Annotated in this window: 19 protein-coding genes; 9 read left to right on the forward strand and 10 right to left on the reverse strand. The window is 69.8% G+C overall.

Translation table 11 applies throughout. The annotated features are described in order from the left end of the window. Positions 1–9 precede the first annotated feature (9 nt). The 8 genes from K8556_RS27105 to nhaA form a co-directional block, all read right to left on the reverse strand. A complete protein-coding gene (locus tag K8556_RS27105) occupies positions 10–939 on the reverse strand; it encodes a hypothetical protein (protein WP_223743003.1) in 930 nt (309 codons plus the stop codon). Continuing rightward, a complete protein-coding gene (locus K8556_RS27110; RefSeq protein ID WP_223743004.1) occupies positions 936–2,897 on the reverse strand; it encodes a hypothetical protein in 1,962 nt (653 codons plus the stop codon). Before K8556_RS27110 ends, K8556_RS27105 begins: the two co-directional genes overlap by 4 nt. Beyond that, positions 2,894–3,178: a hypothetical protein gene (locus K8556_RS27115; protein WP_223743005.1), complete on the reverse strand. Its 285-nt coding sequence runs from the start codon at positions 3,176–3,178 to the stop codon at positions 2,894–2,896. Before K8556_RS27115 ends, K8556_RS27110 begins: the two co-directional genes overlap by 4 nt. Next, positions 3,175–3,429 (reverse strand): hypothetical protein, encoded by a 255-nt coding sequence (locus K8556_RS27120; protein ID WP_223743006.1) that lies wholly within the window; start codon positions 3,427–3,429, stop codon positions 3,175–3,177. The genes K8556_RS27115 and K8556_RS27120 overlap by 4 nt, the downstream gene beginning before the upstream one ends. Before the next feature lie 75 nt (positions 3,430–3,504). Then, complete coding sequence (locus K8556_RS27125; protein WP_223743007.1) at positions 3,505–4,995, reverse strand: hypothetical protein; 1,491 nt, start codon at positions 4,993–4,995, stop codon at positions 3,505–3,507. Beyond that, positions 4,995–5,486, reverse strand: a complete 492-nt coding sequence (locus K8556_RS27130; protein WP_223743008.1) for a cytochrome c — start codon at positions 5,484–5,486, stop codon at positions 4,995–4,997. The genes K8556_RS27125 and K8556_RS27130 overlap by 1 nt, the downstream gene beginning before the upstream one ends. A 119-nt stretch (positions 5,487–5,605) precedes the next feature. Continuing rightward, positions 5,606–7,291: an AarF/ABC1/UbiB kinase family protein gene (locus K8556_RS27135; protein WP_223743009.1), complete on the reverse strand. Its 1,686-nt coding sequence runs from the start codon at positions 7,289–7,291 to the stop codon at positions 5,606–5,608. Beyond that, positions 7,288–8,643 carry a Na+/H+ antiporter NhaA gene (gene nhaA, locus K8556_RS27140; protein ID WP_223743010.1) on the reverse strand — a complete coding sequence of 452 codons (1,356 nt, stop codon included), beginning with the start codon at positions 8,641–8,643 and terminating at the stop codon, positions 7,288–7,290. The genes K8556_RS27135 and nhaA overlap by 4 nt, the downstream gene beginning before the upstream one ends. A gap of 151 nt (positions 8,644–8,794) precedes the next feature. On the opposite strand from nhaA, the gene mutS reads away from it, so the two are divergent. Further along, the gene (gene mutS, locus K8556_RS27145) at positions 8,795–11,563 is read left to right on the forward strand and encodes a DNA mismatch repair protein MutS (protein WP_223743011.1); all 2,769 of its coding nucleotides are present in this window, start codon (positions 8,795–8,797) and stop codon (positions 11,561–11,563) included. A gap of 6 nt (positions 11,564–11,569) precedes the next feature. On the opposite strand, the gene K8556_RS27150 is transcribed toward mutS, so the two are convergent. After that, positions 11,570–11,920 carry a DUF2019 domain-containing protein gene (locus K8556_RS27150; protein ID WP_223743012.1) on the reverse strand — a complete coding sequence of 117 codons (351 nt, stop codon included), beginning with the start codon at positions 11,918–11,920 and terminating at the stop codon, positions 11,570–11,572. 213 nt (positions 11,921–12,133) lie between these two features. Between K8556_RS27150 and K8556_RS27155 the strand changes: the two genes are divergently transcribed. The 3 genes from K8556_RS27155 to K8556_RS27165 all read left to right on the forward strand — a co-directional run bounded on the left by K8556_RS27155 (position 12,134) and on the right by K8556_RS27165 (position 15,030). After that, positions 12,134–13,393, forward strand: a complete 1,260-nt coding sequence (locus K8556_RS27155; protein ID WP_223743013.1) for a hypothetical protein — start codon at positions 12,134–12,136, stop codon at positions 13,391–13,393. Further along, the gene (locus tag K8556_RS27160; RefSeq protein ID WP_223743014.1) at positions 13,390–13,740 is read left to right on the forward strand and encodes a HEAT repeat domain-containing protein; all 351 of its coding nucleotides are present in this window, start codon (positions 13,390–13,392) and stop codon (positions 13,738–13,740) included. Before K8556_RS27155 ends, K8556_RS27160 begins: the two co-directional genes overlap by 4 nt. Before the next feature lie 123 nt (positions 13,741–13,863). Beyond that, complete coding sequence (locus K8556_RS27165) at positions 13,864–15,030, forward strand: serine/threonine-protein kinase (protein WP_223743015.1); 1,167 nt, start codon at positions 13,864–13,866, stop codon at positions 15,028–15,030. Positions 15,031–15,036: 6 nt separating this feature from the next. Here the strand turns inward: K8556_RS27165 and K8556_RS27170 are convergent, their stop codons facing one another. Then, positions 15,037–15,396, reverse strand: coding sequence for a helix-turn-helix domain-containing protein (locus K8556_RS27170; protein ID WP_223743016.1), 360 nt, complete (start codon positions 15,394–15,396; stop codon positions 15,037–15,039). A gap of 183 nt (positions 15,397–15,579) precedes the next feature. Between K8556_RS27170 and K8556_RS27175 the strand changes: the two genes are divergently transcribed. The 5 genes from K8556_RS27175 (at position 15,580) to K8556_RS27195 (ending at position 23,397) form a co-directional block, all read left to right on the forward strand. Next, positions 15,580–17,382 carry a serine/threonine-protein kinase gene (locus K8556_RS27175; protein WP_223743017.1) on the forward strand — a complete coding sequence of 601 codons (1,803 nt, stop codon included), beginning with the start codon at positions 15,580–15,582 and terminating at the stop codon, positions 17,380–17,382. A gap of 57 nt (positions 17,383–17,439) precedes the next feature. Then, positions 17,440–18,324, forward strand: a complete 885-nt coding sequence (locus K8556_RS27180) for a DUF2381 family protein (RefSeq protein ID WP_223743018.1) — start codon at positions 17,440–17,442, stop codon at positions 18,322–18,324. 207 nt (positions 18,325–18,531) lie between these two features. Further along, entirely contained in the window at positions 18,532–19,896 is a 1,365-nt protein-coding gene (locus K8556_RS27185; protein ID WP_223743019.1) for a hypothetical protein, read from the forward strand. Continuing rightward, a complete protein-coding gene (locus K8556_RS27190; protein WP_223743106.1) occupies positions 19,886–22,066 on the forward strand; it encodes a hypothetical protein in 2,181 nt (726 codons plus the stop codon). Before K8556_RS27185 ends, K8556_RS27190 begins: the two co-directional genes overlap by 11 nt. Further along, positions 22,063–23,397 (forward strand): hypothetical protein, encoded by a 1,335-nt coding sequence (locus K8556_RS27195; RefSeq protein ID WP_223743020.1) that lies wholly within the window; start codon positions 22,063–22,065, stop codon positions 23,395–23,397. The genes K8556_RS27190 and K8556_RS27195 overlap by 4 nt, the downstream gene beginning before the upstream one ends. Positions 23,398–23,448 lie beyond the last annotated feature (51 nt).

The following is a 23,448-nucleotide window of genomic DNA, read 5'->3' on the forward strand; positions in this document are numbered from 1 at the left end:
ACGCGACGATCACCCGCGGCCCGCCATGGCCCGGGGCTGGAAGGGGCGGGCGGCGACGCGCGTGCGGGGGAAGCCCGGGCGCGCCGGGTTGAGGGCCTTCTTCGCGGCGCCCAGCGTCGCAGGGTCGGAGACGTTGTAGGGCCCCTGCATCACCACCGGCGACAGCCCGTTGACGATGCTCGAGAGCACCACGCCGTCCGGAGAGAGCACGCTGACGATGTCCATCAACTGCCACTTGATGACCATCTGCGTGTAGCTCTCGGTGGCCGTCAGCGTGTCGGAGACGTACGCGGTGTACTCGGTGCTGAGCGAGACCTCCTGGAAGCTGGTGGAGCTGGCGGAGAGGCTGGCGGAGAGGCCCACGGACATGGGCCCCCAGCCCGCGCTCGCGCTGGCGCCGAGCGAGGCGGAGACGGTCTCCGTGCTCGAGGACGTCTGCTGCATGTTCGACGTGGACGTGGTGCTGACCGTCTGCGTCTCGCCCGGGGCGATGGTGTAGGACTCGGGCAGCCGCCGCCAGTACTGCTCCCGGATGGTGCGGTTGCGGTTCTGCAGCAGGCCCGCGGCCACGAGGACGCGCGGGGAGTCCGGCGGGATGATGACCTCGGAGGTGGGCTGCGGAGGCAGGCCGACGTCGTTGGGGGCCACCATGGAGTTGGGGCCGAAGAAGACGCTGGGCGTGCTGGAGGTGATGGAGCACAGGCCGATGAACGAGCCCGTGTGGCGGCAGGACCAACTGATGTAGTCCCCGTTGGCCACCCAGAAGTTGACCGCGTAGCCCGCGGGGACGACGCCCATGGGGCAGCGGGACGCGTCCTCGGCCAGGTAGAAGAGCTGCGCGTCCACGGGCAGGTTGTTCCAGAAGCGCAGCGAGCGCATGCCGCCGGTGGGGGCCGAAGCCAGGGTTCCCGCGAGGGCCTGCTGGTAGAGGGTGTTCATGGACGGCCTCCGCCCTGGGAGAGCGCGTCCTCGAAGAGGCGCGCCCACTGCAGGGCAATGGTGTCCCACCGGAGCGTGGGACGGGTGGCGAGCGCATGGGCGGCCCGGGAGCGGGCCTCCAGGTGCGCACGGTCTTCGTACAGCCGGGTCAGCGCCGCCGTCAGCGAGTCCACGGACGGCACGTGGGCGTCGGTGAGGATGCGGGGCTGGCACAAGGTCAACGCGACGTCGAGCAGCTCGGCGCTGCCCGCCCAGAGCTCCCCGGGCGCGGTGTGGCCGGGCACCACCTGCGCGGCGCCGGTGGCGGCGTGCTCGAAGGCGACGAGCCCCCACCCCTCGCTGCTGGAGGTGTTCACGCCCACGTCGCACGCGTTGTAGACGTGGTTGAGCTGGGCGAGCGACAGCCGGGGCGCGAAGCGCTGGTCCGTGCTGATGATGAGGCGGTCGGTGACGCCGAAGCGCGCCCCCAGGCCGCGCACGTCCCAGCCCACGTCCTCGGTGCCCATGTGCAGGTAGAGCCGGGCGTCGGGGCGCTCCCGCGCGAACGCGGCGAAGCCCCGCACGGTGAGGTCGATGAGCTTGCGCGGCTGGTTGCGGTTGGCGTTCAGGACGATGAAGGCGTCGTCCAGCGCGTCCGTCCCGAACAGCGCGGCGCGGCTGGCGCGGCGGGACGCGACGAGCGACGGCCCCGCGGGCGTCAGCGGGCGGAAGACGTCCGTGTCGACGCCGTGGGGGATGACGTCCACCCGGGGCCAGGTGGGCGCGGGGGTGAGCCTGGCGGCGGCGGCGCTCAGCTCGCCCTGGCCGAACGCGGTGTACGCGACCAGCCGGTGGACGCCCTGGAGCCCCGCGAGGAAGGCCGGGCTCAGCGGCCCGGAGTCCACGGGGCAGTAGGCCACCAGCCGGTGGCGTCCGGGCACGCGGCCGAGCGCGCGGACATGGTCCCCGAGCACCCAGATGTCGTTGACGAGGAAGACGAGGTCCGGCTCCAGGCGGGCGCACAGCTCCGGCAACTGGCTGACGCCGCGCGCGTCGATGGCCGGGTGGAGCGTCCAGGGCAGGTCGTGGTCCCCGCCCGCGTACTTGATGCCGAGCTGGTGCACGTCGTAGTCGTGCGCGAGGCGCCGGAAGATGCTCTCGGTGACCCGGCTGAAGCCGGTGGGGGCCACGGCGTCACCCACCACGAGGATGCGCGGGCGGCTCCGGCGACCGGCGGCCGGCAGGGAAGTCCCGGGCGCGTCCGCGGCGCCCGCACGGCGCTCCTCCGCGCGCCGCCGCACGGCCTCCAGCACGCGATCTCCCAGGACCCGGTGGCGCTCGCTCCGGCGCCGCGTGAGGACCTCGTCGCGCGCCCGGAGGAACGCCTCGTCGAAGGTGACGGTGTCGGGCAGGGCGAGCCCGGGATAGAGGCTCCGCAGCGACGCGGGCAGCGCCAGCTCGTCCATCACCAGGTCGTCGAAGTCCACGACCAGGCCGGGGATGGACTCCAGCGCCTCCTGGGCGTCGAGCAGGCCCTCGATGAGGGCCTCATCCGGGTCGTCGCGGCGCACGCCTCGCGCGGGATAGGTCCAGCCCCGGTCCCCCATGGCGAGCGCGACGTCCGCGATGGAGCGGTGGATCCTCAGCACCCGGAGGGCGCCGGGTTGGCGGAGCGCGGCGGAGACGACGAAGGGCTGGGTGACGTCCTTGTAGGCCCAGCCCGTGGGGCGCACCAGGTGCGTCAGGTGCTCGCGGGCGGCCTCGAAGGCGGGGCCGTCCGACGGGCGCAGGAAGTGCACCGCCGCGGGGTTGGACGCGAAGCCGAAGCGCTCCAGGTTGAGCACCTCGCCGTCCGTCACCCAGCCGGGGGAGGAGAGGCGCAACAGCTCGCGCGCCCACTGCCAGGTCGTGGAGGACAGGGAGCGGGGCAGCGACACCAGGAACAGCGACGGCGTCTCTGGAGCCGGCGGCGCGCTCATCCCTCGTCGAAGACGGTGTAGAGCGCGCCGAAGGTGAGGGTGACGTCCGAGGAGAAGGTCGCCGTCCCGGAGATGGCCCGCGCCCCTCCGGAGGGGAAGAGCTGCATGAAGTAGCTCTCACCCGCGCCGCCGGAGAACGTCGTGGTGACGTCGGTGGACGCGGATTTGGAGACCTGCACGTCCTTCACCTGGGTGGGCGGCTGCCCCTGGGAGAGCTTCCTGATGCTCGCCTGATAGGTCTGCCCCGGCAACGGCGTGAAGACGACTCGCATCCCGCTCATGGCGTCTGCTCCGAGGTGAAGACGATGGACACGTCCGTCTGGGGGGCCAGCGCGGGGGACACCATCGTCGTCGCGTAGGCGGAGCAGGAGTAGGTGGCGTAACCCGACACCTGGAAGACCCCGCTCATCCCGGTGACCTGCCCCGAATAGACGCGGGTCGGGGCGCCGCCGGCGCTCTGATAGCCGTTGATGATGACGGTCACAGGCGCGTTGGCCTGGTTGCGAAAGACGACGCGTACAGGGTTGGACATCCGGTCTCCGGCGGCGCCGACTTCACGCACGGTATGACAGCATCGGGCGAAACGCCTGGCGTTGCAACGACCTGGTCAGTAGCGGAAGCCCACCTGCAGTGACAGGCCGGGGTACTGGTCCACGGCGCCACCGGCGACGTACGGATCGCCCGGCTCCGGGTTGAACTTGAAGAAGTAGCGGCGCAGGTCCGCCTTCAGCCTCACGTCCAGGATGCGGTTGAGCCGGTACGCCAGCGTGGCGCTGCCCGTGACGGCGCCCGCGGACATGCGCGGGAACCACGCGTCCGAGGACAGCTCGCCGGAGTCCAGCGGGTGCTGGTAGCCCAGGCGGAAGTTGAAGTCGAACTTCTCCGACAGCGCCGCCCGCACGCCCAGCCCCAGGCCCGCCGTCTTGTACTCCACGTTGGGCAGATCCAACGGCCGCTCGCCGTCCACCGCGTCGATGCGGAACGTGTTCATCCCGTACGTGCCGGTGAGCTCGAAGCCGTGCTGCTGTGCCGCGCCGAAGGGGATGACGTAGCGCAGGCCCGCCTGCCACTCGCGCGCCGTGGTGGGGTAGGAGACCGCGGCCGTGGAGCCCGTGGACTTCAGCCCGAAGGACTGATCGATGGAGCCCGTGATGCCCAGCCGCGCCAGCGCGCCCTTCTGGAAGGCCGCGAGCGGGTAGACCGTCACGTCCCCCGCCACCTGGGGCGCGCCTGGCAGCGCGAAGCCGCCCACGTCCGGCCCCAGCGTGTACGGGCGCAGCACGCCGAACACGTCGTCCTTGTAGCGCAGCGACCGGCCGAGGAGCTTCAGGCCCAGCGCGCCCTCCACGATGGGCGCGGAGGAGGCCAGCGCCGGCTCCGTGGAGGGGGCGTCCTCCGTCTTCTCCGGGGCCCTGTCCTCCCGGGGCTTCGGGGCCACCGGCTTGCGGATGGGCTCCGGGTCCGGCGTCTTCGCGGGCGCGGGCGTCTGCGCGATGGGCGCCGCCGGCGTCACCGCCGGCTCCGGCTCCACCGGCGCGGCGGGCTGCGCGGGGGCCACCGGGGCGGCCTCCGGCGCGCGGGACTTCTGCAGGCCGCGCTCCAGCGCCGTCCACTGGCGCTTCACCGCCACGGGCACCAGCTTCGGCGTGGCGGGCTTCGCGGCGGCGGGCGAGGCCAGCGCCTTGCCGTCCCTGCCGTTGCGCACGGTGACGCGCACCTGCGGCTTCTTGCCCACGGTGGACGTGTCCGCCACCAGCACCGCGCTCAGGCCCAGCTCGCTCGCCACGGCGGCGGCGCCCGCGGGCTGCGTCGGATCCCTGCCCAGGCGCGAGGCGGCGGCGCGCACCGCGGACTCGGGGACGACCTCGTAGCGGGCCGGACGGCGCTGGAGCTCCGCCTCCAGCGCGTCGCGCGCGGCGTCCGCGTGCGGACCGGAGGCGAGCACCGCCACGCGGCGCGCCTCCGCGGGCTGGGCCTTCTTCTTCGAGGACTGCGCCGTCCTGGCGGACGCCTTCTTCGGCGCGGCGTCCACGGCGGGGGCGAGCAGCAGGGCCGCGCCCAGCAGGGCCGCGGCGGAGGCGTATCGGGTGCGCGTCATCACGGGGAGCTCGGCTTTCCGGCGACCAGCCACTCGGTGACGCAAGCGGTGTCCGCGGCGTTGAGCGCCGAGCCCAGCGGCATCTGCGCGCCGCAGCCCGGCGACGACGTGAGCTTCTTCAGGAAGAAGGACTGGGACGGGTTGGCGCTGTCCGCCAGCGGCTTGGCGTTGCACGCCGCGTTGGTGGTGTAGAGCCGCCCGGGGAGGCCGGCCGCCTGGAGGTCCAGGCCCCCGCCCGCCGAACCGTTGGCGTCCGTGGAGTGGCACGACAAGCACTGCGCCTGGATGACGCTCGCGCCGGTGGTGCCGGTGGCGCAGGCGTTGGAGCCCCCGGTGAAGCGCTCGGGGTCATCGAGCCCGCCAGCGCAGCCGGCGGTGGTGGCGAGGAGCGCGGCCGCGAACAACGTGGCCAGCGGGGCGCGGGACGGACGACGGGCGGCGGATGGGTTCGCGAACAAGTCGAGCACGGGGGCAAGAGGGGGGAGCGACAAGCCCCGCAGACTACCCGGGCCGCGCCTGACTGTGCACCCCTCAACGGATCCGTTCGCGCTCGCGTGACACGCGCTCCCCGCCCCGCCTGCTCCCAGGGTGGGGTGTTGTCACACCCGGGCTACCTGCGCTTCTTGAGGAAGCGGGCCACGCTGACCTTCCCGAACCGGCCGCCGAACAGGTACCAGGTGAGCACCGCGCCGAAGAGGGCCGCCGCCAGCGCGATGCCGACGATGCCCAGCACCGGCACGTTCCCGTACATGGGCGGCCGGGGCGCGAAGGCGATGAACGCGCCCACGATGAAGCCGCACGCGCACAGCCCCAGGAAGGCGATGACGGCCACGCTGCGCAGGTTCTCGTTGAGCTTGTCGAACTGCTCCGCGCGCACCGTGACGCTGAACTTGCCCGTCTCCAGGTCCAACAAAATCTGCGACAACTGGGTGGGCAGGTCCTGCGCCATGGACTGGAAGCGCAGGAGCGTGCGCATCAGGCCGCCCTGGAGCTGCGTGGGATCATAGCGGCCCGCCATCAGCTCCTTCGCGTACGGCAGCGCGACCTCCAGGATGTTCAGCTCCGGGTAGAGCCCGCGCAGCATGCCCTCGGTGGAGACGGAGGCGCGCGACAGCAGCGCGTACTCCTTGGGGATGCGGATGCGGTACTTCACCGCCAGGTCCAGCAGGTCGCGCAGGAGCGTGCGCGCGTCCACCTGGCCCAGCGTGGTGGGCAGGTGCTGGCCCAGGATGGAGTCGATGTCGTTGCGGAAGCCCATCAGGTTGGCGCGCGCGTCCGGCACGCCCACGCGGTAGAGGATGCGCGCCACGGAGTCGCTGTCCTTGAGCGCCACCGCCAGGCACAGCATCACCAGCGTCTCCTGCATGGGGCGGGTGAGCCGGCCCACCACGCCGAAGTCCAGCAGCGCCAGCCGGTTGCCCTCCATGAGCAGCACGTTGCCGGGGTGCGGGTCTCCGTGGAACAGGCCGTCGTCGAAGAGCTGGCGGAAGCTGGCCTCCAGGATGTGCTGGGCGATCTGCTTGCGGTCCGCCTCCGGCAGCGCGGCTGGGTTGATCTTCTCCCCGCGGATGAACTCCATGGTGAGCACGGTGCGGCTGGAGAGCGCCGCGTGCACGCGCGGAATCTTGAGGTACGGGCGGTCCTTGTGGTTCTCCAGGAACGCGCGGATGTTCGTGGCCTCGTTGATGAAGTCCAGCTCCTCGTGGATGGCCCGGTCGAACTCGTCCACGATGCCGGAGGGCGAGTAGATGCCCGTCTCCTCCACCACGGCCTCCAGCAGGCGCGCCAGCGAGCGCAGCACGCCCAGGTCCGCGTCGATGCGCTGGGCGATGCCGGGGCGCTGCACCTTGATGACGACCTCCTCGCCGTCCAGCGTCACCGCGCGGTGCACCTGGGCGATGGACGCGGCGGCGAGCGGCTCCGGATCCACCTGGGCGAACAGCTCCTGCACGTCCTTGCCCAGCGCGTCGCGGATCTGCGCGTGGACCTGCTCCAGGGGGATGGCCTCCACGTCGTCCTGGAGCGTGGCCAGCTCGTCCACGAACTCCGCGGGCAGCAGGTCCGCGCGGGTGGAGAGCACCTGCCCCAGCTTGATGAACGTGGGCCCCAGCTCCGCCAGGAAGAGTCGGAAGCGGCGCGCGGTGGACTCGCGGCGGGCCTCCTCGGAGACCTCCACCTTCTCCTTGCGGCCGCCGAGCATGCGCCAGACGCCCGCGCGCTCGGTCACCTCACCGAAGCCGTGGCGGGCGGCGATGAGGGCGATCTGCCGGATGCGGTTGAGGTCCTGGAGGTTCATGGCGAGGCCTGAGCGGAAGCCTGGGGCGGATGAGCCACGTAGCGCAAGAGGACGTAACCCACGACGGCGGAGAGCAGCGAGCCCACCAGGATGCCCAGCTTGGCCTCCGCCAGCAGGGCCGGCTCTTGCGCGAACGCCAGCCCGGCCACGAAGAGGGCCACCGTGAAGCCGATGCCGGCCACCACCGCCACCCCGTGCAACTGCGCCACGCTGCCGCCCGAGGGCAGCGGGGACACGCCCGCCCGCACCGCCGCCCAGGTGAACAGGAAGATGCCCAACTGCTTGCCCACGAAGAGGCCCATGATGATGCCCAGCGGCAGGGGCTTGAGCAGGTCCGACAGCGCCATGCCGGACACGTCCACGCCGGAGTTGGCCAGCGCGAACAGCGGCACGATGCCGTAGGCCACGTACCCGTGCCACAGGTGCACGAAGCGGTTGAGCGGCGGCTCGATGTCCTCCAGCGCCTCCTCGATGTGGAGGAGCTGCGCGCCGCGCGCGCTCTCGTCGTCCGGCTGGGACACCAGCCCCCGGATGTACTCCGCCAGCTCCTCCAGCACCTCGCGGCCCGGGCGGGTGGGCAGCGCGGGGATGCACAGGCCCAGCACCACGCCGGACAGCGTGGCGTGGATGCCGCCGTGGTGCATGGCGTACCAGAGCGCCGCGCCCGCGGCGGCGTAGGCCAGCCCGTTGCGCACGTAGAAGCGGTTGAGGCCCCAGAGCACCGCGACCAGGCCCGCGGCCACCGCGAGCCACTCCAGGTGCAGGCCCGTGCCATAGAAGAGCGCGATGACGAGGATGCCGCCGATGTCGTCGAAGATGGCGAGCGCGGTGAGGAACACCACCAGCCCCTGGCTCACGCGCGCCTTCACCAGCGTGAGGCAGCCAATGGCGAACGCGATGTCCGTGGCCATGGGGATGGCCCAGCCGCCCTGCGCGGGCGTGCCCCGGGTGAAGAAGAGGTAGAGCGCGGCGGGGACCACCATGCCGCCCAGCGCGGCGATGAGCGGCAGCAGCGCGCGGGAGAAGGTGCGCAGCTCGCCCGCGGACAGCTCGCGCTTGATCTCCATCCCCACGAGGAAGAAGAAGAGCGTCATCAGCCCATCGTTGATGAACTCACGGAAGGTGAAGTGGCCGCCGTGGCCCACCACCTCCAGGTGCAGGGGCGCGTCGAAGACGGCGGCGTAGGTGGCGCCCCAGGGGGAGTTGGCCCAGGCGAGCGCGGCCACCGCGCAGAGCGCCAGGAGGATGCCGCTGCTGGCCTCCAACCGGAAGAAGGCCTGCACGGGGGCCAGGGCCACCTTGAACAGGGCGGGGACGGGAGGACGGGACGTTGTCTGAGGAGGGGTCGCCATGTCGCCGGGCAGCCTGCCGGGGGGCGCGGGGCCTGCAAACCGTTTTCGGAAACGGGCCCGCCGAAATGTCGGACGCCGGTGGTAGGCATACGCGCCAGGTAGGGACGCCGGTTCGTTGATCCGGGGGTAAGGCCGTGAGAGAAGGTCGGGGATGGCGGTGACGCAGCAGACGAAGACAGGCAAGGCGGCGGACGTGATGCCGCCCGACGAGGACACGACTCCGGAAGTCGGAACGGGTGAGGCCCCCGCGGGTGCGCGGGAGATCGCCTCCCTGACGCCGATGATGCGCCAGTACCTGGAGGTGAAGGCGCTCCATCCGGACACGGTGCTCTTCTTCCGGCTGGGTGACTTCTACGAGATGTTCTTCGAGGACGCGGTGAAGGCCTCGGAGCTGCTCCAGATCACCCTCACGGCCCGGGCCAAGGGCTCGGACAAGATCCCCATGTGCGGGGTGCCGTACCACTCCTCGCGCCGGTACATCGCGAAGCTGGTGGAGCACGGCCTCAAGGTCGCCATCTGCGAGCAGGTGACGGAGCCGGGCGCGGGGCCGGGCATCGTGCAGCGCGAGGTGACGCGGGTCATCACCCCCGGCATGGTGCTGGACGACGAGGTGCTGGAGCCGCAGGCCAGCAACTTCCTCGCGGCCGTGTGCTGGAACGAGACGGGCTTCGGCGCGGCGCTGCTGGAGGCGTCCACCGGCGAGTTCTACACCTTCGAGGCGCAGGGCCTGTCGGAGCTGGTGGAGGGCCTGTCGCGCGTGGAGCCGCGCGAGCTGCTGGTGCCGCAGGGCATGCGGGACGCGCCGGAGGTGGCGCAGGTGTGCCAGCGGCTGTCGCGCGCGCCGGCCGTGGCGGAGGGCGAGGGCGCGGCCTTCGAGCAGACCCGGGCGGCCGCGTTCCTGCGCTCGCACTTCAACGTGCAGTCGCTGTCCGCGTTCGGGTTGGACGGCTCGCCGCTGGCCACCGGGGCGGCGGGGGCGGCGCTGCGCTACCTCAAGGACACGCAGAAGACGCCGGCGGCGCACGTGGACCGGCTGTCTCGGCAGGAGCGCGCGGGCTGCCTGGTGATGGACGAGTCCTCGCGGGGCAACCTGGAGGTCCTCAAGAGCCTGCGGGACGGCGGACGCAAGGGGTCGCTGCTGGGCGTGCTGGACCGCACGGCCACGGGCCTGGGCGCGCGCAAGCTGGCGCGCTGGCTGTCCGCGCCGCTGTGCTCGCTGCCGGAGATCGAAGCGCGGCTGGACGCCGTGGAGGAGCTGTCCGGCAAGAGCGTGTGGCGCGAGGAGCTGGTGGCCACGCTCAAGGAGGTGGGCGACCTGGAGCGGCTGTGCGGCCGGCTGTCGCTGGGCGCGGGCAACGCACGCGACCTGCGCGCGCTGGGGCTGTCGCTGACGCAGTTGCCCAAGCTGGGCGCGGCGCTCGCGCGGTGTGACGCGGGGCTCTTGAAGGCGCTGGCCGGGCCGCTGGGCGCGCTGCCGGAGCTGGCGGATCTGTTGATGCGCGCGGTGACGGACGAGCCGCCGGTGGTCATCCGCGAGGGCGGCTTCATCCGGCAGGGCTTCCACGCGGAGCTGGACGACCTGGTGGCGCTGTCCACCACGGGCAAGGACTACCTGCTCAAGCTGGAGCAGCGGGAGAAGGAACGCACGGGCATCTCCTCGCTGAAGATCCGCTACAACAAGGTGTTCGGCTACTACCTGGAGGTGACGAAGGCGAACCTCCACGCGGTGCCCAAGGACTACATCCGCAAGCAGACCACGGTGGGCGCGGAGCGCTTCGTCACCGAGGAGCTGAAGGAGTACGAGGAGAAGGTCCTCACGGCGGAGGAGCGCCGCGTGGTGCTGGAGCTCCAGTTGTTCGAGGAGCTGCGCGCGAAGGTCATCGCCGCGGCGCCGCGGATCCGCTCCGCGGCGGAGGCGGTGGCCACGGCGGACGCGCTGGTGTCGTTCGCGCGGTGCGCGGCGGAGTACGGCTACACGCGGCCCCAGGTGGACGCAGGGGAGGGGCTGACCATCACCGGCGGCCGGCACCCGGTGGTGGAGCGGATGCTGGGCTCGGGCGAGTCCTTCGTCCCCAACGACGTGCGGCTGGATCCGGAGGACGCGCAGCTCCTGGTCATCACCGGCCCGAACATGGCGGGCAAGAGCACGGTGATGCGGCAGGTGGCGCTGACAGCGCTGATGGCGCAGGCGGGCTCGTTCGTGCCGGCGAAGGCGGCGCGCATTGGCCTGTGCGACCGCATCTTCACGCGCGTGGGCGCGGCGGACAACCTGGCGCGCGGGCAGTCCACGTTCATGGTGGAGATGACGGAGACCAGCCACATCCTCCATCACGCCACGCGAAAGAGCCTGGTCATCCTGGATGAGATTGGCCGTGGCACGTCCACGTTCGACGGCTTGTCCATCGCGTGGGCGGTGGCGGAGCACATCCACGACAAGGTGGGGGCGCGAGCGCTCTTCGCCACGCACTACCACGAGCTGGTGGACCTGGCGCGCGAGCGGCCCCGGGTGAAGAACCTGTGCATCGCGGTGAAGGAGCAGGGCGGCAAGGTCATCTTCCTGCGCAAGCTGGTGCCCGGCGGGGCCAGCCGCTCCTACGGCATCGAAGTCGCGAAGCTCGCCGGCCTGCCGCCGGAGGTGGTGTCGCGGGCCCGCGAGCTGCTCCTGAACCTGGAGTCCGGCGAGCTGGATGACGCGGGCCGTCCGCGCGTGGCGGTGCGCTCCACGAAGCGCGCGGCTCCGGCGAACGCGGGGCAATTGGGGTTGTTCGGGGGCGCGCCCCCGCCGGCTCCCGTGGCCGCGCCACCCGTGCCTCCCGCGCACGCGGAGGTGCTGGAGTCGCTCCGGACTGCCTCCATCGACCGGATGACCCCGTTGGACGCGCTCAACCTGCTGGCGAAGTTGAAGCAGACGCTGGGGTGAGGCGAGCTAACCCGGATCGAGCGCCCAGGTCCCTTCCTCCCAACGCTTCAAGGCCTGCTGCGCTCCGAACGGGACCATTCCCTGTCCCTTGGCGGCATCTTCCAGGACCGCCTTGGCTTCGGCTGTCCGATATCGGAGCAGATGGGCGGCGGCCATCACGCGCACGTCCATTCGCTCATGCTTGAGCAGCACGGTGAGCGCGTCGCGTCCGGCATCGCCGTGCGCGAAGAGCCTGTCGACAGCGGCCCCGTATTTCCTGACGTGCTTGTTCCCTGCCTTGGCGTCTCCCCGGAAGATGGCCTCGTTCTGCGCGACCACGTTCTGTGCGAACTGTTCGACAAGCTGCTCCAACGTCATCACCAAAGCCCCTTTCCGATGATTGCAACGGCCCTGGAGTGGATGATGCGATTTGCAGGTGTCGCGGTTCTGGGCTGTGCCTTGCTGCTGGCAGGCTGTGCTGGTGTGGAATCGGCCTCAGGAAGACGAGGCTCGCGAGTCCTTCGACAGCGTGTACCCGTGGGTACGGTCCTTATTGCTCCTTCCGGGAAGGTTTCGCGGCAGGCACTGGATATGGGCCTGCTGCACTTGGAGCCCTTCGAGGAGCTGCTGATCCGAGCTGGGCTGGACGAGCCGGATGAGCTTCCACTGCACCGCAACCCTTTCACTCCGGATGACGCGGTGGAGGTGCTGGGCCGGTTGATGGAGAAACCAGTAACCCTTGGCACCTTTCCGCCACGCATGGCGGCCGGCCTCCTCCTGCAGGAGGTGCTGGAGCAAGGCGAGGTCTCTCGTGAGGAGTTGGCTCGCAAGGTGGCGAGGATGGCCCGAGAGCAATTGGCAGTGCTCCGGCCGGATGGCTACCTCGCCTGGGCCCTTACTGGACGCACTCAGCAAAAGGTGGCGCCCGTTGTGCGGCGGGACGGCGCCTTCCGCGCGAACGGCTTCGAATTGGGGCGCTTCTACAGCGGAAAGGATGGGGTCTTCCGCGCCGTGAACGCGCGGCTTGAGGCGTCGGAGCATCTGCCCCTTGCGGAGGTGTACGACGACTCGGACGTCATCAACCGCTCAGTGGACGGGGCCGAGGACGCCTTTGTGGATCTGTACCATGCACTGGGACACGCGCTTTCCCGCCCCATGGACAGCCTTGCGGCATTGAGCAACCTGCCGACCGGCCTGGCCGCGCTCATCTCATCGTCGCCCGCTTATTGGGAGCGCTTCCAGTACATGACGGAAGGAGAGCAGATTCGCGAGGTGGCACGGCTGACGACGAGCATCTTCGCTACCTGGGGAGCGGCATCGGCAACGACACGCACGGTGACGGGCCTGTCGGCGGGGGTAGAGGCCGCGGTGCCAGTGCTCGTACTGTCCGCGGACGGAGTTCTGGCGCTGGAGCGCGTCGTTGTTCCAGTGGGCCGTGCGGCGTCGGTGTTGAGCACGGGGCCTGGGGCGATCATCCTCCAACGGGCCGGCGACGCGGCAGGCTCAGGCGGAGGGAGCGGAGGCGGTCCGAAAGGCTACTCGTCCTTCAAGTCGTTCAAGCGAGCCATGGGGCCCGCAGGAGAGGGCAAGGAGTGGCATCAAATCGTGGAGCAAACGAACGGGAACGTGGCGCGCTTCGGGCCGCAGTCGCTCCACAATACGGAGAACGTCGTTTCCCTCGACAAGGCACTTCATAACCTGGTGAGCGCATTCTTTTCGTCCAAACGTCCGTTCATCACCGGCTCGGAATCGCTGACCGTGAGGCAGTGGCTGAGTGCTCAGACGCTTGACGCACAACGGGCATTCGGCCTGCGCAGCATCGAGAACATCAAGAAGGGAATCTGGCGATGACGCCTGCGGCACTCGTCGATGAGTTCGCCTCGCACGTGGAGGCGCAGACTGACGCAATCTTCCGGGGAGACGCCAAGACAGGGAACAAGCACGCGAAGAAGTACCAGGCCGCGATGAGGAAGCTCCGGGAGATCGGCGATGAAGGTCGCGAGGCACTCACGGCTCTGCTGAAGCACCCAAGAATGGACGTTCGAGTCGCGGCGGCGGCGTATCTGCTCCGCTACAGAACCGACGAAGCGAAGGCCGTTCTGGAGCATGCCGCGGGCGGGGAGGGGTTGGCGGCGTTCGAGGCCTCAGAGGTACTGAAGCGCTGGGAGGAGGGTGCCTGGAACCTGGATCCGGCCTGAAGGGGAGCGCGAACCGCAGGTCGGGTGTGAACCTGAAAGGTCCATCCCAGTAGACTTCAAAGGCCTTGTCGATAGAGACTCCCTGGGCGGCGCGCTCGCGCCCTGCTCATGCCCGGAGGAGTCATGTCCCCGTCCACCCCCGACAGCGGAAGTAGCCCCCAGCCCGCGCGGCGCCTGCCTCCGCCGACGCCCGAGGCGCCGCGCTTCCTCTTCTCCGTCGATGGCATCCGGTACGAGGCCATCCGCGAGCTGGCGCGGATGCAGACCGCGGAGCTGCTGATGCTGGTCCGTCGGCGACTGGAAGCGGACGGCGCATTGGCGGGCCTGTGTCTCGTGCGCCGGCTGCCCAACCCCTCCACCTACCTGCGCCGCAAGCGCCTGATGGAGGAGGTGCGGTTGGCCTTCCACCTCAATCACCCCGGCATCGCCCAGGTCTACTTCCGGAAGGTGCACGAGGACTTCCTGCACGTCGTCATGGAGCACGTGGACGGGCCTTCGCTGGAGACCCTGATCAGCGCCGGAGTCGCGCGCGGCAGGCCTGTCTCCGAGGCCTTCGGCCTCTACGTGGGCGCGGAGCTCGCGGAGGCGCTGCACCACGCGCACACCCTGACGGACGCGGCGGGCCGGCCGCTCGGCATCATCCACCGCGACGTCAACCCCCGGCACGTCTACGTGGGCGCGCACGGCGGCGTGAAGCTGACGAACTTCGGCGCGGCGTACTCGGTGATGGTGGGGCGCGAGGAGTCCCCCATGAACCTCGTCCGGGGGGACGTGGCCTATGCCTCACCCGAGTACCTGGAGAAGCAGCCGCTGTCGCCGCGCTCCGATGTCTTCAGCCTGGGCGTGCTGCTGGTGGAGCTGCTCACCGGCAAGCACCTCTTCGACGTGCAGGACGTGCGGTTCACCGCCAGCGGACTGGCGCCCCTGCGGATTGAAATCCTCCCCTCCCTGCCGCTCACGCAGATGCGCATCCTGCTCGCCAGGTTCGGTCCGGCGGACGTCGAGGCGGCGGTGGCGGGGCTTTCGCCGGACGTGAAGGCGCTGCTGCACACGGCCCTGCGCGCCGACCCGACGGAGCGCTTCGCCACGGCGGCGGAGATGGGCGCCGCGCTGCGGACCGCGCTGGTGAAACGCCCCCCGGGCTTCGGGCGTCACGAGGCGTCCGAGGAGGTGGGCGTCGTGCTGGCCGAGGGAAGCTGCCTGCGGGACGCGGTGGAGTTCGGCGAGGGAGGCCTCTTCCCGGAAGGGCTGGAGGAGCACGAGCTCGGCGTCTCGCCTCCAAGGCGGTAGCGGCCTTCAGCGGGTCAGGACGGTGGCGACGTGGAGGAGCGCCTCCAGCTTCTCCGCGTCCAGCTTGCGCGCCAGGTAGAGCAGCCGCCGCAGGGCGGGGGTCTCGTCCTCACGCGGGCGCGGGCGCTGGCCCTTGCGGCCTCGCACCAGACCGGTGAGGCCCAGCAGGTCCTCCGGGGACACCTTCAGCTCCGTGCACAGCCGGTAGAGCGTCGGGACGCTGGGCAGCATCTTCCCGCGCTCCAGACGGCTGTAGACGGTGGAGAGCAGGCCGACGCGAGGGCCCACCTCGGCCTGGGTCAGGCCCTGCTCTTCGCGGGCGGCGCGGGCGATTCTGCCGATGGTGATGGCCAGTTCTTCATTCATGGGACCGGCTCGGGAGCTGGTGGTTCCGGAGGCACACCTGGACGTCCCAGGTGCCGCGCGAGGTGTATCAGACGACACCCGGCCGGGTGTCCTTCATCCACCGGCAAGGCGCGGCGGCTGTTCATCCCAGCGTCGCGCGGAGGAGCGCATGCGAGTGGTCCGAAGTCCCCAAGCGAGGACGTCATGATGCCGCCGCCCGCCATCCTGTCACCGGGCGCCGAGGTGCTGGGCTACACGGTGGAGCACCCACTGGGGCAGGGCGGCTTCGGCACGGTGTACCTCGCGCGCAACGCGGGGCAGCCGTTCGCCTTGAAGCTGCTGCACCTGCCACGCGTGGGCGAGCGGGTGGAGCGCGAGGTCTCCATCCTCTTGAAGCTGCGCCACCCCCATGTGGTGGGGCTCCAGGGGTATGGCCTGTGGCCGCCCGGGGCGCCGCGGTTCGCCGTCATCGTCATGGAGTACGTGGACGGGCGCAGGCTGGACGTCTGGGCGGAGGAGGAGAACCCCACGGCGAGGCAGGTGGCGCGCGTGGTGCTCGACGTGGCGCGGGCGCTGGGGGCCTCGCACGCCGTGGGGGTGCTGCACCGGGACGTGAAGGAGGCCAACGTCATGGTGCGGGCCTCGGACGGCGTGGCGAAGCTGGTGGACTTCGGCATCGGCGACTACGAGGGCGCGCGGAGCCTGACGGTGGACATCCTCCCGCCGGGGACACCGGAGTACCGCGCCCCGGAGGCGTGGCGCTTCTTCCGGCAGCATGTCCGCGTACCTGGCGCCCGGTACGAAGCCGGGCCGTCGGATGATTTGTGGGCGCTGGGCCTGGTCCTCTACTCGCTGCTGACGGCGCGGCAGCCGTTCGATGGGGCCGACGAGCCCGGCTTCATCGAGGCCGTGGTGAGCCGTGAGCCCGTGCCGCCCCACGAGGAGAATCCACGGGCGCCGCGTGCGCTGGGCGACGTGTGCATGCGCCTCCTGGAGAAGACGCCGGAGACGCGCACGATGAGCGCCCTGGCCGCCGTGACGGAGCTGGAGCGGGTGTTGGCGGACGCGGACGCGACGTGGGACGTGCCGCTCTGCGACGCCTACGGTGAGGACACCGCGACGACGGAAGGGGGCAGGGACAGCGAGGACCGGTGGATGCATGCGCCGCTGCACCGGCCGCGCCGGGGGAGGCGGGTGCCGCCTGCCCGTGCGACGCCGTCAGCGCCGGGGACCGAGCCGGAGCCGACGTCGCGCACGCACGGTTCGCCGTGGGGGATTGCCGTGACGCTGCTGCTGGTGCTGGCCGTGGCGCTGTGGCTTTGGCCGTCACGAAGTCCCGGGGTGTCACGGGTCCGTCAGGAAGTAGCGGCTTCTGGCAAGTCGCCTCAAGCTGCCCGCGCCGCGGCTCCCACCGGGCCGGAGGCCACTGCCGCGGCCGTCGCGTTCCCCGCGACGCTCCAGGAGGAATCAGCCACCGTGACGACGCCGCCGAAAGACACGCAGCCCCTTCAGCTCCCCTTGAAGCCCGCGAAGAAGGGCATGGGCGTCATGGCCCGTGCGGTGAGCACGGCGGCGGCATGCACGGCGCTCGCGTGTCCTGGACCGCAGGTGCGTCAGCCCCCGCCGCCGGAGCCGTGTCCGGTGGGAGCGGTGACGGCCATGGAGAAGCGGGGAGTCGATATCGGAGACAAGCAGCCGGCGCGCTTCGCGATGGGAGATCCCCGGATCATTTCAATCGGCGAGGGCCCCGTCGAAGTCCGCCTCATCGGGCACTGGGTCGGGTTGCCGGGCAAGAGCGTCTTGTCTGGGCGGAGCATCGTCCGGGACCGTGTCTACGTTCGCTTCAACTGGGCGACGACACCCCAGGGAGACAGCTTCCCTGTGTGCTTTGATGTCCATGCCGAAGAGGGGCCACGGGGCATGGCGCGAGAGGCAGGTGACGACTCTCCCTCTCGAGCCCGCATCTGGACGATTGGCGACGTGAAGGCGGTCGCTGAGTTCGAATAGCGGCTCCAACGGAAAGAACATCGAGTGCCTTCTTCAACATGGGCCGTCCTCCTGGGGATGCTTCTCTTCGGGACGGCGGTGGTCGCGCAGCCAGAAGCCTCGTCTTCAGTGCCAGGTTCGCGGCGCATCGAATTGAGCCCGGAGCGAGCTGAACTCGTCAGTGAAGTCATGATCAGCCCGGGCCTCTCCACGATGCTTCTTTTCGACTCGGAGTTGCAGCGGGAGAGCATCGAGCTGGAGAACCGGCAGCGCTTTTCCCTGATCGATGTGGGGCAGGCGACCCTCAGACTCGTGCCCTCGGCGAGTGCCACCCCAGGTGAATGGTTCAGGCTGAGGGTGCGATTCCGGGATGGTGCGGCGCCATCGAGCGCGATGTTCCTGCTGAAGGTGCATCCGGCGAAAGCGGAGGCCACCATCGAGGTCTACCGCGAACAGCGGACGATTGAGACGTATCAACAAGAAATCCGCGATGCCCGCGCGGAACTCCTGCGTTGCCAGGACGATCTGACGCGGGTTGTATCCGAACACAAGGCGCCGGGTGGATTGTCGGGGATCCTCTTCAACGACGGATTGGACCTGAACGGTGTCGAGGGGCAGGTCCTGGCCAAGACTGTCGCGAGAATGGCTGCCAATGGACTGGGGGCACCCGTTGTCAAAAGCTACCGCTCAAGCAAGCTGGTGGCCGTGGATGCCTGGATTGATGTGAAGACAGGGACACATCCGTGGACGGCGGAGGGGGCGACGCTCAAGGACAAGTCTGGCCAGGAGTTGAAGATCCTGCGCGTGTGGCAAGCAACGCCAATCCTGCCAGGAGGCCCCGAGGGACGCGTGATCGTGGAGGCCGAGGCTCCGGCGACTGCTGTCCACGGGCCGTTCTCACTCAAGCTCTGGGAGGCGGACGGTCCTCGGAGCATCACACTCGGGAACGTGACGTTTCCCTGAGGGCCCTGCGCCAACACCCGGCTGGCTCCGCGGCGCCGTACCTCCCATCCCCTTCCCGATGTGATCAATGGCCAGCAGCCATTGCCCGTGCATCCTGCCGCCGTGACCGCCGCGGGAACCATTCGCCCGCGGCTCGCCATTCCCTGTCGGACCCAACAGGGAAGCTCCCCCGTGTTGCCCCTGTCGGGGACTACTCGGGAGGCGTCGATGTTCGTGCGTTGGAGCCTGGCCATCCTGTCACTGCTGTTGTCATCCGGAGCGGCTTGGGCGGAGGAGAGAGCCGGGTCCCAGGACTCGGATGAGCCTCCGCCGCCAGCCTTGCCCGATTCGAGATCGCGTTGGGCAAGCCTCATGAGCCTGGAGGCCACGACGTGGACGTTGCTTCCCCGGAGGACGGCGGTAGGGGACGAAGGCTACCTGCAGGTGACGCCCAGGTGGGTGCTGGCCAGACCCGGAGTGCTTCACCTGGGCCTGGGGGCCCCGGTGCGGCTGCGGATGTGGGGCGGTGAGGCAGGTGCCGGCCTGGTACGGAAGGAGGACTGGGACACGCTGTCCGACTGGGGCCAGGTCGTGCGAATCCTCACGGTGGGAGGGGATGCACCGAACTCGCTGTGGATGGGCGCCCTGGAGTCATACACCCTACTGTCCGGGCATCTGGTGCGTCGATACAACAACCGGGGCAATCCCAACTATCACCCCGCCGGGGCGGTGGTGACGGGCCTGATGGCACCCGTATACGTGGAGGCTTTCGCCTCGGACGTGCTCGGTGCGCGGCTGATGGGCACGGAAGTCGTCCTGGATGCACAGCACCTGCTCTTCGGACGCCCTCGCAATCCCTTGCGGTACATGCTGTCGCTGTCCGCGGTGCATGACTGGGGGAAGGCCGGAGGACCTTCGGCGCCGATGACGCTGGCCCACATGGATGGGACAGCCATTCTCGTACGGCGCGCCAATCCCGAGGGCGGCTTCGAGTTGCAGGCGACGGGGGGCTGGGGTGGGCGTCCCGGCGAAGGAGGTGCCTGGGGCGCGGTGGCAGGCCTGGGGGTGGAGTCCGTCTCCCCGACGTTGGACCTGCGGGCGCGTCTGGAAGGGCGCCTGCAACGGGGCGGCTTCCGCCAGGGCGCCTTCGGTCCGGACTATGAGCTTGCGCGCTTCCAGGTGGCGGGGCCGTCCGCCCTGCCGCAAGCGGAGGCCCCCTTCCCGGACGGGGCCTCGGTCCATGGCGAGGTGATTCTCAGTTGGGACGCGGTGGGCCTGGGCACGCTGGGGAAGCGCCACCTCCGCCTGACCCTGGGGGCCGAGGGCTTCAACTGGGGGCGCGTGGACGTGGAGGGGCGCCTGGAGGCGCAGGTGTTCCAGCGGAACCTCTCCGTGGCGGCAGGCGGTATGGCGATGGGAATGGGCCAGCGGGGAGCCCGCTACCTCGTGTCGAGCGAGGCGCGGTGGCGGTTCCTGAGCGGGGCGCTCTATGCGGTGGGGCAGGGCGGAACGCTGCTGTTTCCCACTCCAGAGGGAACGCTGCGGCCGGGAGTGTTCGCGGCCGTGGGGCTGGGGGTGGATCATGTGCGCTGAGAATCGGCTGCACGTCGGACCCTGCCTCGTACTGATGGCGGCCCTCCTCGCTTCGGGCTGCGTGCCACTCCCCGCGAAGTCGCGCCCTGTAGCGAGCCTGGCTTTCAGTCCCTTGTTCGCGGTCGCCCAGACGGCGAACCGCACGGCGGCAGGCGTGTACCAGGAGGAGGACGCGGGTGCCCCGACTGGGGAGCGCGTGATGGCTCCCCTTGGCTTTCGACGCGGCCCCTTGACGGAAGCCGCCGAAAGGCCGGGGGCGCGCGGCCCGGGAGAGGTGAGCGATATCGCCTTCGCTTGCGGTGCCAAGGCCGTGCCTTCCGGTTGGCCCCACCTGGACTCCAGCGAGGAAGTGCTGGCGCCCTTCCTCGCGTGTGCATCTCCAGCCGAGTTCGTGGCCATGCAGCGCGGAGTGGACATGGCCTCGCTGGTGGAGTCGATGGAGGGCTGGGACGCCGTCCGGCTGGGCGCCCTGGGGCCTCTCGATGCGCGGGCATCGGAGGTCCTCGGCCGTCAGCGCGCTGCGTTCCTCGTCGCCGCCACTGAGAAGTATGGCGTGCCGTACGCAGAGGTTCTTGCCCTCTTCGTTCTTCATTCGGCCTTCGACGACGAGCTGCGCGAGTTGGTGCGGCTGCTGGCGCGCGACAAGCAGTTGGAAGAGACGCTGGGGAGCATGGCCACGGTCCGCGAGGAGCTGAAGCGGCGGGGCCTGTCGCTGGAGGGCTTTCCTGAGCGAGGCGAGCAGGCCCGGGACGTGCTGCGTGGGCTGGGGCGCGCGGGCCGGGACATGCTCTCCAGCACTTCCGTGAGTGGCGAGGCCCGGTTCACGGAGCTCATGGCGCTGCGGGAGCAGATGCCGGCGCCCTACCAGGCGGCCCTCGACGAAGTGCGGAAGGCCTTGCTGGAACGGCACTACTCGCCCGGAAGTCTCTCCGCGGGCGCCTTCGATCACCTGACGTTCGGAGTGCCGCTGGGCGTCTACCACCTGGTGTCGGAGACGGGGCACGGGGCGTACTCGCTGGCGCAGGGCAGGTACGAACAGGCCAGCCGGGAGCTGGCACCGGCGGCACTGGCGGTGGCCCTGTATGCAGGGGGCAAGGGCGCAAGGGCCCTTGTGGAGGCGCGCGGAGGGTTGAGGCGACTCCAGGTGCCCGCGCTGGACTTCGAGCGAACGAAGCTGCTGCTCGAACGCCTGGAGGAGCAACTGGGCGTCAACGCCGCTCGCGATCTGCTGCGCTACCTCCAGGCGAGCCGAGAGGGCGCGCGGGTCGCCGCTGAATGGGGGGAGGCGGGGCTGCTGGCGCTGTACGAGGCGCGCGGAAATCCTGCGAAGGCGCACGCGGTGCTGGCCGAGGCGCGTCGCGATTCCACCCGAGCTGCCGCGACGAAAAGCGTGGCCGGGAGGGCCGGCGGCTCCGCGTTGCCAACGCAGGATGCCGGCGTGTCCGCGGTGGAGGCGGCGAAAGCCAAACTGATCCAGGCGGAGCTGGAGGCTTCGGGCCTGCGCCTTCCCAAGGACGCGGGGCTGCTCAAGCAACTGGCTCCCAAGCTGGATGCACCTCCGGCAGGAGTTGAGAAGGGGGCGAGCCTCTGGCGCGACTACGTCACCTACCGGGAGCGGCGGCTCCAGGAGATTCAGGGCGGTGCGGACGTCAAGGGCCCCCTGAAGTGGGCGGGCTACCAGGAGATGTTCGCCCACTACTCCCGGGGCATGGCCTTCGAGAAAGCCATGGTTGCCCTCCTTGAGGAGGATGCAGCCCGCCCTCAGGCGCAGCGCCGATGGCTCAGGGACTTCGACCAACCTCGCATCGAGACGCACGTGGGAGTGATGAAGTCGGACCTGCGCTTCGCGGACGTGCTCGTCATCGAGGAACGACCTGCTCCTGGTACTTCTCCTCGCGTTGAGACCTTCAGCTTCAAGAGCCGGGACCTTTCACGGTTCGGAACAGACGCCATCACGGCTCAAATGTTCGAGGACGCGAGCGCTGCATTGAGGTACTACGGCGAGACCTTGAACATTCGCCGCCCTGGCATGCAGATGGATGTGCGGGTTCAGAAGGTTCGCTTGATTTATGAGGGAGGAAGACTCAAGCCCAGAGACACGGGAGACCTGGTCCGGGCCTTGATGAATACACGTGATGCGATCACGGGAGTGGAGGTCGTGTTCCAATGAGGCATCTGAATCTTTGGGAGTCAAGGTCGGCGGACCATCTCGTGTTGTCATTTGAAGCGGCCTTTGACGGCGCTGCTCCGTGTGAGGATGCGCTGGCACCGATGCTCGAAATCCTGGAGGAACATGCGGGCGAGTGGATGCCGGATGTCGCCGGAGGGAATCGTGACCGCAAATACTCCCGGGATGCGGTCTGGAGGGCGCTGAAGGAAAGGCGTAGGGGCGGGGTCACGTTCATGGGGTTTTATCGAACGCGAGAACCTGCGTTGGATATGTCGTTGAGCCTTCGGCTCCCTCCGCTGCCTTGTGGCATTTCCGTCTTGGCTCACATTGATTCGCTCCCGCTGTTTTCCGAAGAGGCGCCGTGCGTTCGCCTTGTTGGGATGGTTCGTGCGTGGGCCTCGCGCTACCCGACGTCATACGCATCGGCCCACAGTTCCGCCGATAGCCAACTGTCGGGTGCTCCCCATTTTGGCAGGGACAACGAAGCCGTCTGGAGGGATGGTTTCGATAAAGTCTATGAGCTGTCCTGGCTCAATGTCTTCGGCACGAAGCTGGTGGAGACGGTAGGCCGCGAGCGGATGCTCTCGACGCCCGCGCATCTCGTGGAAGAACTCCCCAACGGCTCCGTCCTCCTGGTGCTGCGGCCCACCGCCGCTGACTTCGCCAATGAGGAGGCGCGCATCGCCCAGGCCCGCGCCCATGTGCACCTCCGGCCGGAGCTTGATTTCGACACGGTACTGCGGGCCCTGCGAGAGCGCAGTGCCGCGCTCGCTCCGGTAGCGCCACGCTATGACCCCGACCTGGCACCGCTCCTCTCCCGGATGCCGTACGAAGTCCCCATCAGCGAGCGGCAGAGGAAGATCGCCGAGCTCAACGACTTCCGGCCGCCCGTGCCGGAGGAATGGCTCCCGGCCGCACTCCCGTCGGACGTCGAGGACCCGGAGCGCATCCTCAGTGACTACGATGACCTGTCAGAAGGCCTCGTGGCGGCGCTGCACACCCAGGTGCCCAGCATCTTCGATGAGACGCCTGAGGCCCTCACGGACCTCGACTTCTACTTCTGGAGGGAGCGCTTCCCGGAGCGGTACACGCGCGACCTCATCGACGGACATACCGCGCCGGCCCTGGGGGCCTACCTCGGACGCACGCTGGTGCGTCGGCTGGGCGGGACGTGGGTGCTTCGGCAAAGGCTGGAGCAGTCGCAGGTACGTGTGGGCCAGCGTGTCTGGCTTCCGTTCCTCCGCGCCCGCCGCTACATGCAGTCCTGTCAGTCACTGCTGGACTGCTCGCTCACGCAGTTCTTCCGGGAGGCGGAGCGGCACCGCGACTGACTTGAACCCGGGCACGAATGAAGCGCGGGCCCCGGGCGTGAAGTAGGCTTC

The organism is Corallococcus sp. AS-1-12 (genome assembly GCF_020036995.1).
GTDB lineage: Bacteria > Myxococcota > Myxococcia > Myxococcales > Myxococcaceae > Corallococcus.